Origin of the sequence: Pantoea sp. USMM079 (assembly GCF_037153115.1) — a bacterium.
Taxonomy (GTDB): domain Bacteria; phylum Pseudomonadota; class Gammaproteobacteria; order Enterobacterales; family Enterobacteriaceae; genus Pantoea; species Pantoea communis.
This window is the reverse complement of sequence record NZ_JBBCKX010000011.1, coordinates 41,161-50,172: the sequence shown is the minus strand read 5'-3', so window position 1 is coordinate 50,172 and position 9,012 is coordinate 41,161. Positions and strand designations below refer to the sequence as shown.

General features: G+C 57.2%; 10 protein-coding genes and 1 riboswitch. Of the genes, 2 read left to right on the top strand and 8 right to left on the bottom strand.

Going from position 1 to position 9,012, the window contains the following annotated elements:
• Window positions 1-45 precede the first annotated feature (45 nt).
• The gene (entS, locus tag WFP70_RS15730; protein WP_337023771.1) at window positions 46-1,302 is read left to right on the top strand and encodes an enterobactin transporter EntS; all 1,257 of its coding nucleotides are present in this window, start codon (window positions 46-48) and stop codon (window positions 1,300-1,302) included.
• A gap of 43 nt (window positions 1,303-1,345) precedes the next feature.
• Here entS and fepB read toward each other — a convergent pair whose 3' ends face one another.
• From fepB to WFP70_RS15690, 8 genes are all read right to left on the bottom strand, one after another.
• Window positions 1,346-2,305, bottom strand: a complete 960-nt coding sequence (gene fepB / locus WFP70_RS15725) for a Fe2+-enterobactin ABC transporter substrate-binding protein (protein ID WP_337023770.1) — start codon at window positions 2,303-2,305, stop codon at window positions 1,346-1,348.
• A 376-nt stretch (window positions 2,306-2,681) separates the two neighbouring features.
• Window positions 2,682-3,617 carry an ABC transporter substrate-binding protein gene (locus WFP70_RS15720; protein WP_097118814.1) on the bottom strand — a complete coding sequence of 312 codons (936 nt, stop codon included), beginning with the start codon at window positions 3,615-3,617 and terminating at the stop codon, window positions 2,682-2,684.
• A gap of 9 nt (window positions 3,618-3,626) precedes the next feature.
• On the bottom strand, window positions 3,627-4,361 hold the full coding sequence (locus tag WFP70_RS15715) for an ABC transporter permease (RefSeq protein ID WP_337023769.1): 735 nt from the start codon (window positions 4,359-4,361) through the stop codon (window positions 3,627-3,629).
• Complete coding sequence (locus WFP70_RS15710; protein WP_337023768.1) at window positions 4,345-5,058, bottom strand: ABC transporter ATP-binding protein; 714 nt, start codon at window positions 5,056-5,058, stop codon at window positions 4,345-4,347. The genes WFP70_RS15715 and WFP70_RS15710 overlap by 17 nt, the downstream gene beginning before the upstream one ends.
• The gene (locus WFP70_RS15705) at window positions 5,055-6,020 is read right to left on the bottom strand and encodes a HesA/MoeB/ThiF family protein (protein WP_337023767.1); all 966 of its coding nucleotides are present in this window, start codon (window positions 6,018-6,020) and stop codon (window positions 5,055-5,057) included. The genes WFP70_RS15710 and WFP70_RS15705 overlap by 4 nt, the downstream gene beginning before the upstream one ends.
• A gap of 9 nt (window positions 6,021-6,029) precedes the next feature.
• Window positions 6,030-6,788 (bottom strand): thiazole synthase, encoded by a 759-nt coding sequence (locus tag WFP70_RS15700; RefSeq protein ID WP_337023766.1) that lies wholly within the window; start codon window positions 6,786-6,788, stop codon window positions 6,030-6,032.
• Between the two features lie 3 nt (window positions 6,789-6,791).
• Window positions 6,792-6,989: a sulfur carrier protein ThiS gene (gene thiS / locus WFP70_RS15695; RefSeq protein ID WP_034830370.1), complete on the bottom strand. Its 198-nt coding sequence runs from the start codon at window positions 6,987-6,989 to the stop codon at window positions 6,792-6,794.
• Window positions 6,973-7,917 carry an FAD-dependent oxidoreductase gene (locus WFP70_RS15690; RefSeq protein WP_337023765.1) on the bottom strand — a complete coding sequence of 315 codons (945 nt, stop codon included), beginning with the start codon at window positions 7,915-7,917 and terminating at the stop codon, window positions 6,973-6,975. The genes thiS and WFP70_RS15690 overlap by 17 nt, the downstream gene beginning before the upstream one ends.
• Window positions 7,918-8,032: 115 nt before the next feature.
• Window positions 8,033-8,152: riboswitch (TPP riboswitch) on the bottom strand.
• 177 nt (window positions 8,153-8,329) lie between these two features.
• Between WFP70_RS15690 and WFP70_RS15685 the strand changes: the two genes are divergently transcribed.
• On the top strand, window positions 8,330-8,767 hold the full coding sequence (locus WFP70_RS15685) for a 6,7-dimethyl-8-ribityllumazine synthase (protein WP_034830445.1): 438 nt from the start codon (window positions 8,330-8,332) through the stop codon (window positions 8,765-8,767).
• Window positions 8,768-9,012 lie beyond the last annotated feature (245 nt).

The window sequence follows — 9,012 nt, the reverse complement described above, 5'->3', positions numbered from 1 at the left end:
GGCGCGCTAATGTGCGCCCCAGCTCATTTTTAACAATGGATATTTATGGCTAAGCCTTCAATTCTTCTAGATTTCAGCCTGTTGAAAAACAACGCCGCGTTTCGCGCTATCTTCTGCGCTCGCATGCTATCCGTGTTTGCGCTGGGCATGCTGGCAGTGGGCGTGCCGATCCAGATTCAGGCCATGACCGGCTCGACCTTGCAGGTCGGCGTGGCCGTGATGCTGGATGGCATCGGCATGTTTATTGGCCTGCTGCTCGGGGGCGTGCTGGCGGATCGTTATGATCGCCGCAAGCTGATCCTGTTTGCGCGTGGCACCTGTGGTATCGGTTTTGTGTTGCTGAGCCTGAACGCGTTTAGTCCTGCCCCTTCATTGTGGGCGCTCTATTTCCTCGCCTTCTGGGACGGATTTTTTGGTGCGCTGGGCATGACGGCGCTGATGGCGGTGATTCCGCTGATTGTAGGACGCGAGCATCTGGCGGAGGCCGGTGCGTTAAGCATGTTAACCGTGCGGCTGGGTGCGATCCTGTCTCCGGCGCTGGGTGGCATGATTATCGTGGCGGCAGGAGTCGGCTGGGCGTTTGCCGTGGCCGCCCTCGGCACGCTGGCGACGCTGATCCCGCTGGTACGGCTGCCCGCGATGAAACCTGAACAGCAAGAACCAGAACACCCTTTGCGCGCGCTCGCCAGTGGCATTCAATTTGTCTGTCAGCACAACGTGGTGGGTGCCGCGGTGTTGGTCGGCTTACTATTGAGTATGGTGGGCGCGGTACGCATCCTGTTCCCGGCACTGGCGCAAACGTGGCAGGTTGATGCTTCGGCGCTCGGGCTGATGTATTCCGCCGTGCCGCTGGGTGCGATGATCGGCGCATTCACCAGCGGCTGGGTGCGACAGTTGTCACGACCTGGTCTGGTGTTGTTGATTAGCGCGCTGGCCGCCTTTGGCTGTATCGCTTCTTTGGGGCTGTATAGCCAACTAATCCCGGCGTTGCTGGCATTGGTGGCTTATGGCTACAGCAATGCTATCGCTTCACTGCTGCAATTTATTTTGATTCAGCACCACACGCCAGATGCCCTGTTGGGTCGGGTCAACAGCCTGGGCACCGCGCAGGATGTGAGTGGCGATTCGCTGGGTGCGCTGGGGCTGGGTGCACTAGCACGCATGCTGACAGCGCTCAACAGCGTGCTGTGGTTCGGCGGCGTGGCGGCGGGTTTATTGCTGCTGGTCGCGCTGGCCGCACGCGGTTTGCGCTCGGCACAGCTACATCATGAACCACCGGCCACTGAGCAGGCCGCTGCTTAGTGCACGAACTGCCGTTCTATACTGCTGAGTATATTGCTGCCGATTAGTGTGCGAACTGCCGCTCAATACTGCTGAGCATATTGCTGGCACTGTAGTAATCGAGGCGGAAGGTGTCGTTACCCATAGCAAAAATGTCGTGATGCTGTACGGCAGGTAGATGTGCGAGGAACGGATTCTTCGCCACCTGCGGTACCGTTTTTTCATCGGCGGCGAACAGCAGCAGCGTATTGCCGGTGACGCCATCCGCCATGGTCTCGCCGTTGAGTTGGATGATGTCGTTGCGTTTGCCCATGCTGGTACTGCCCTGCAGGCTGGCAGGCGGCATCGCCAGCGTAAAGCCCAACGCTTTCAGTAACTCTCCCTGCGCCGAAGCCGGCGTCCACACATTCATGCCCCGCCCATCTTCGTAATAAACAATCGCAGAGGTCGGCTGCGGCGGCAGGGTAATTCTGCTGCGCAGTGTCTCGACGCGTTGGTCAAACTGCGCGATTGCCTGTTTCGCCTCCGCCTCGTGACCGGTGATGTGACCCAACTGCAACGCCAGCGCCTGCCAGCTCTTATCACCGTAATCAACCACCAGCACGGGCGCGATGGTTTTCAGCTGATCGTAGAGTTTCAGCGCGGAATCGCCGCCGGTCGCCGCGATAACGATCAGATCGGGTGCCTCGGCGGCAATCGCTTCCGCGTTCGGCTGGCTGACATACAGCGGCTTGACGTGACGGGCTTTGGCGACCTCCCCCCACTGGGTAAAGAAGCCCTGGGCATCGGACACGCTGCTGTTACGACTGGTGGCGCCAGAACCAATCAGCGGCGCGTTAATCGCCAGTAAGGTGCCGCTCAACGTCACGCTGGTAGAGACAATGCGCTGCGGTGGCTGCTGTAAGGTGAATGGGCCTTGCGGAGTGGGTATGGTGCGTGGCCAGCTGGCTGAATCTTCAGCGGCGGTAGCCTGGTTAAACACGGAAATGAGGCAGAAGAGTAAAGCCAGAACGGGCAGACGCATCAGGTTATCCATCACTTGATAATTGAGAATGGATATCATTATCAAAATAAAGATGGGGTGCAAGAGGATTTGGTGGCCAGGGCTAAGGAAGGTTGCCGAGGAGTGGTTGAGGGTTGATGATTGGTGAAATTTGATGCTGGAGCGCGGATGAAGATTGAGTGGTCATGCCGAATGGGCTAGTGGTTGCGTTCTGCGTTCTGCGTTCTGCGTTCTGCGTTCTGCGTTCTGCGTTCTGCGTTCTGCGTTCTGCGTTCTGCGTTCTGCGTTCTGCGTTCTGCGTTCTGCGTTCTGCGTTCTGCAGGTTAGAGCATAAAAGGTGAAAGGTGAAAGGTGAAAGTGTATTGCGGGCCAGCGAATTAGCCAGCCCGCACACCGGTTACTGCTCCAAAGAATAACGTGTCATCGGTGCCACATCTTTGATCAGCCCGTTGGCTTTCATATATTCACCAAACGCCTGATACCTTGCTTTATCAAAGGTGGCGCTGTGCCCATCAAATAGCGGCAATGTCGCTTCCCATGCCTGATGATTGAGTTTGGTGTTCAGCTCAGGATACTGCTTAATAAACGCCTTCCAGGCTTCTTCCGGATGCGCACGCAACCACACCACACCCGCGTCCAGACCGCGTAAGAATGCCGGAATACGCTTGTCCTGAGCGGCGCTCTTGTTGTTCGCCAGAATGATCAGCTCATCATAAGCGGGCACACCATAATCTTCGGGTTTGAACACCACCGGCTTCGCGCCCTTATCCTGGAGATCGATCAGCTCGTAATTGCGGAAAATGGTCATCGCGCCATCGATTTTGTGCGTCAGCAGCGCCGAAGTGGAATCCATATTCAGGCTGATCAATTTCACCGAATTGACATCCACGCCCTGCGATTTCAGCATATTGCGGATCGCCACATCTTCCGATCCTGGCACCGCATAGCCCAGCGTTTTACCCGCTAAATCTTTGAGCGAATGAATATCGCTGGACACGGTGGTCAGCGTATTCAGCGGCTGACCAATCAGCGTGCCGACGCGGATCACCGGAACGTCTTTTTCCACCAGCGTGTAAAGCTGTGGCTGATAGCTGATCGCCAGATCGGCCTTGCCTGCCGCCAGCAGCAGCGGCACCGACGCCGAATCAGCCGGGGCGATCATCTCGACATCCAGCCCTTCCTTCTTGAAAGCGCCGCTGTACTGCGCGGCAAAAATGGCTGCATGGTTAGGGTTCACAAACCAGTCGAGCAGCAGGCGAACTTTTTGTTCGGCGTGCGCGCTGGTGGTCGCCAGCAGCAGCAAAGCGGTAATCGCGTTACGTAGGGTGTTCAAGGGACGTCCTTATGTTGAGTGCCAGAGGAATTTTTTACGCAGCAATGCGACGCCGCCGGAGAGCAGCAGCGCCAGCATCAATAACAGCAACAAAGCAGCAAAGCTGGTGGCCGTTTCCAGCCGGGCGTTGGATTGCATCATCAGATAGCCCAGCCCTTCGCTGGCACCGACCCATTCGCCAATCACCACCCCAATCGGGGCCAGCACCACCGCCATCTGCAAACCGGAAAAGAACTGCGGGAGCGCTGCGGGCCAGCGCACGTGCCAGAAAATCCGCGCACGTGAAGGATTCAGCGTGCCCGCCAGTTCCAGCCAGCCGGAGGGCGTGCGGCACAGGCCATCAAATAGCGACAGACACAGCGGGAAGAAAACGATTAACGCCGCGACTACCACCTTGGAGGCGATGCCAAATCCCAGCCACAACACCAGCAGTGGCGCCAGCGCAAACACTGGAATTGCCTGGCTGGCGGTCACGAGCGGAAACAGCACGCGACGCAACGTTTGGCTGCCTGCCATCAGGACCGCCAGCATCACGCCCGTCCCAACGCCCAGCAGCAGCGCCAGCACAATCTCTGCCAGGGTAAACAACGCGTGATGCGCCAGCAGCTGGCGATGCAGCCATAATGCCTCCAACACCGCCAGTGGCGAAGGCAGCAAAAAGTCAGGCACGCCATGGTGCCGCGCCAGCAGCCAGCCACACAGCAGCACCGCGATCAGATAGATCGCGCTAAACAGTTTTTTCATCTTGATTCAGTCGGGAAAAGAGTTCGCCCTGCGCCTGTAGCAGGCGAGGATCATCAAGGGATCGGGGAGCATCACCCGCAGGCACCGGCCAGCTTTCAACCGCTAACGGCTGGCCATGCAACAGCACGATGTCATCGGCCATACGGCAGGCTTCGAGCGGATCGTGCGTAACCAGCAGCACCGTTTTGCCCTTGAGCAGCGTGGCAGTCAGGGTTTGCAGACTGAGTTTGGTCATCACATCCAGCGTGGCGAAGGGCTCATCCATCAGCACCACTTCGCGTTGGGCATACAGTGTACGTGCCAGTGCCACACGCTGCCGCATCCCGCCTGAAAGCTTATCCGGTGAGGCTTGCGCCACCTCACTCAGCTTCACCTGCTCAAGCAGCGCCAACGCACGCGCGCGGTCAGGTTTTTCACCGTTGAGCCGAGCGGAAAGCATCACGTTTTCCAGCACCGTCAGCCATGGATACAACAGATCCTGTTGCCCCATCCACGCCACTTTGCCCGGTAAGCCACTGATTTCGCCCTGTTGTGGCTGCAACAAACCTGCCACCAGCCGCAATAAGGTGCTTTTCCCAATGCCGCTGCGCCCCAACAGCACGGTGGTTTTACCGCCGCGCAGTTGCAGATTGAGTTGCTGGCACAGCGCCTGTTCGCCCCAGCTAAAGGTGATGTCGTTAAAACAGATCGGATTCATGGTCGCTTTGCCGCCAACATTGCCAGACGGGTAAACCCTCGCGCTTCCAACACCGAGGCCGCCTGCGCCGCGCGAATGCCGCTGGCACATACCAGCACGATGCGCCGTTCCTGCGGCGGCTGCCAATCGACTATGGCGTGCGGCAGAATGCGTTCGACGATGTTCGCTACGCTGACGGGGGCTTCTTCCACACTGCGCAACTCGACAATGCAATCATCTTTCGTCAGCAGTTGCTCATCGATAAAGGGCACGCTGTTTTCTGGCTCTTCCGCGCCGTCAAAACGAAATGCGCGCATATGCCAGTTGATGAAGTCACAGTTGATCACACTGCCGAGGGGTGAAGGTTGCAGATCCAACAGCACGCTGAGTGCCATCTGCGCCTGCATTGCACCCAAAGTCGCCACTGCCGGTCCCATCACGCCTGCGGTGTTGCAGTTGGCTGCGGAGGCGGGTAAGCGTGGAAACAGTGCCCGATAGCTCGGCGCGCTGCCGCAGAAGCCACCGACGTAGCCCTGACGACCTAATACTGATGCACTGATCAAAGGAATCTGCGTTGCCAGACAGGCGTCGGAGAGTTGATAGGTCACCGCGAAGTTATCAGCGGCATCAATCACCAGATCGATATCCGTGAGGAGGTGCGGCAGATCGCTGGCGCCGATAGCCCGTGGCACCACCTCTATCTGCACCTCGGGATTACGTTGCAACAGCGCCTGTTGCGCACGTGCTGCCTTGCTGTGACCGATGTCCTGCATCGTAAACAGCGTCTGGCGATGAAGATTGTGTAAGGCCACTTCATCGTCGTCACACAGGCGGATAAAACCGACGCCTGCGCCAACCAGCTGCGGCAGTAATGTAGCGCCCAACCCGCCTGCCCCCACCACCAGGACGCGCGCATCCGCCAGCTTTTGCTGACCTTCGACACCGATTTCCGGCAGCATCATCTGCCGTTGATAGCGATCCATGATGGCTCCTTAACTCAGACTCGCCAGACCGAAGATCGGCGTGGACGCTGCCGCCATATCGCGCTTCTCCATCAATCCGGCGCTGCGTGCAGCCTGTCCCGCTTCAATCGCCAGACGGAAACCGTTCGCCATGCCAACCGGATCGCCGGCTTGCGCCACGGCGGTATTGAGCAGGATGCCATCGAAGCCCATCTCCATCGCCTGTGCGGCCTGTGATGGCGCACCGATGCCTGCATCAATTATCAACGGGATGTCGCTGAACCATGCCCGCATCGCGCGTAATCCTTCAATGTTGCGCAGGCCCTGCCCGGAACCGATCGGCGCGCCCCACGGCATCAGCAGTTCACAACCGGCTTCCAGCAGCTTCTCACCGACGATCAAATCTTCGGTGGTGTACGGGAAGACCTGAAAACCGTCCGCACACAGGATGCGTGCCGCTTCAACCAGCGCAAAAGGATCGGGTTGGAGCGTGTCGGCATGACCAATTACCTCCAGTTTGATCCACGAGGTATTAAACAGCTCGCGCGCCATCTGCGCGGTGGTCACCGCCTCTTTCACCGTGTGGCAGCCTGCGGTATTGGGCAGCACGCGAATGTCCAGCCCGGTCAGCAGCTCGCGAAAAGCCGCACCCGCCGCGCCTTCACGACGCAAACTGACGGTGATGATTTCCGTGCCAGAGGCGGCAATGGCCTGTTGCAGAATCGCCGGTGATGGATAGCCCGCGGTGCCAAGCAGAAAACGTGACTGGGGATCGAAATCGTAAAACATGTTTCAACCTCCCTGCATCGGGGACAAGACTTCCAACTGACAGCCCTCTTCCAGCTGCTGGCTGCTGTACTGACTTTTAGGCACAAAGTTGCCGTTGAAAGCGCTGGCAACGCAGGCGGCATCAATTTGCTGCTCGATCAGCAATTCGCTGAGCGTGCTGGCCTCAGTGCGGATCGCCCGGCCGTTAAGCTGAATATTCATAGGATTGTTCCCCGAAAAGGCGCTGCATCAGTTGTTCTGCCATCATTGGCGCCAGCAGAAAACCGTGGCGATACATGCCGTTAAGATAGTAAGTGTCGTTTTGATAATGGATTTCCGGCAGGTTGGCCGGATAAGCAGGCCGTAAACCGCTGCCGCTTTCCACCACGCGGGCTTCGGCAAGAGCAGGATGAATGGCGTATGCCGCGCTGAGCAGTTCCATCAAGGCGCGTGCGCTGATCGCGCTGTCATCGTCGCTTTCCACCATGGTGGCGCCGAGCATGAAATGGCCGTTACTGCGCGGCACCAGATAGCACGGAAAGCGCGGATGCAACAGACGAATCGGACGCGAGAACTGCACCTCTTCGCTATGCAGAATCACCATCTCGCCACGCACCGCACGCAGACGCGGAAGGTCGGCTTTGGCATGCATGCCACGACAATCAATCACCCGACCCGAAGGGTGTTGTGCATCAAAACGCACGCCGCGCTGTAACAGCTTTTCGCGCATTTCGGTGAGCGCCAGGCGCGGGTCGAGATGCGCCTCCTCGGCAAAAAACAGCCCACGCGCAAAACGCCCGGCCAGCAGAGGTTCAAGCTCACCGGGATCGACCCATTGGTGCTGTTCGGTCATGCGTGCGAAGCGAGTCAGTTCCTGGCTATCGCGCGGTGGCGCCACCACCAGCGTTCCCTGATGTGCCACGCTGTTGACACGCTGTTGCCACCAGGCCGCAGCATGCTGCCCAAGAGAGATCACTTCCTGCGGTGCACTTTCGGATTCGCACCAGGGTGCAAGCATGCCGCCAGCAAACCACGACGCGGGCTGGCGGGAGTCGTCGCCAATGACGTCGACCTCTTCGCCGCGTTCAGCCAGCAGCGTTGCCACGCACAGGCCTGCCACACCGCAGCCTAATACCGTCCAGCGGCTCACAGCAGGTTATCCGGGATATAAAGGGAATTCACATCGGCCTCTCAGTGTTGACTGAGACCCGCAGATACAGGAGGAGGGAAAGGGCGCGAGCGATCCTCTGCGCCAGACAACACCGGAGCGGTGCTGTCAGTCTTCCTACGCCAGTATCAACTGGGTCAGGTTCAAAGGGTCGCTAAGCCGCGCATTGCGCTTTTAGCCTCTCAGTCTCTTAGGCGAGACTCCCCCGACGCGTCTATTTGTATTGCAGGCGCAGGTCGCCGTCAAGCACGGATTGCCGCAAATAGCCATCACGTCATCGGATGGCATTTATCGCTACGTGCACGTTCTGGATCGAAAACGTAACATATGGTATACAAAGGCATTATTGCTACTTTTCAAGCGCAAAGAAATTACAGGTGATGTTGGACTCATTATGAAAAATATTAGAATTGCCTTTATTAAAGCCGGTTGGCACAAAGAGATTGTGCACAATGCTTTGGTGGGTTTTGAGCAAGAATTAAAAGCACAGAACGTTGAAGCGGAATTAAAAGTGCTGGAAGTGCCGGGCGCATTTGAAATGCCGCTGCTGGCAAAACGCTTAGCGGAAACCGGCAAATACGACGCGATCGTAGCGGCTGCGCTGGTGGTGGATGGCGGTATCTATCGTCACGATTTCGTTGCTGCAGCCGTGGTTGATGGCCTGATGAACGTTCAGCTGACCACCAATGTGCCAGTGTTCTCTGTCTCACTGACGCCGCACAATTTCCAGCCGGTCGATGTGCTGGAAAACTTCTATACCGAACACTTTATTAAGAAAGGCAAAGAGGCCGCGCGTGCTGCGCTGGCGATTCATAATTTGTCGATCGATTAATTCCCTCTCAGGAACACTTCATTATTCGTGGTGAAGTGTTCTTGCTCTCAATAATACCTCCCTGCCCTTAAGAACAATATGTTCTACGTTATTTCGAAAATCGCATAAGCCACTTTCTTTACTCTCCTCTGCTACTTCAACTTACGTAAATTTTTGTCGTAAACAGCAAAAGGTGTACAAAAACACTTCACATTCATAGCATTCACTATAATGTATAGCACATGCTATACTTCTCAGGAGATGAC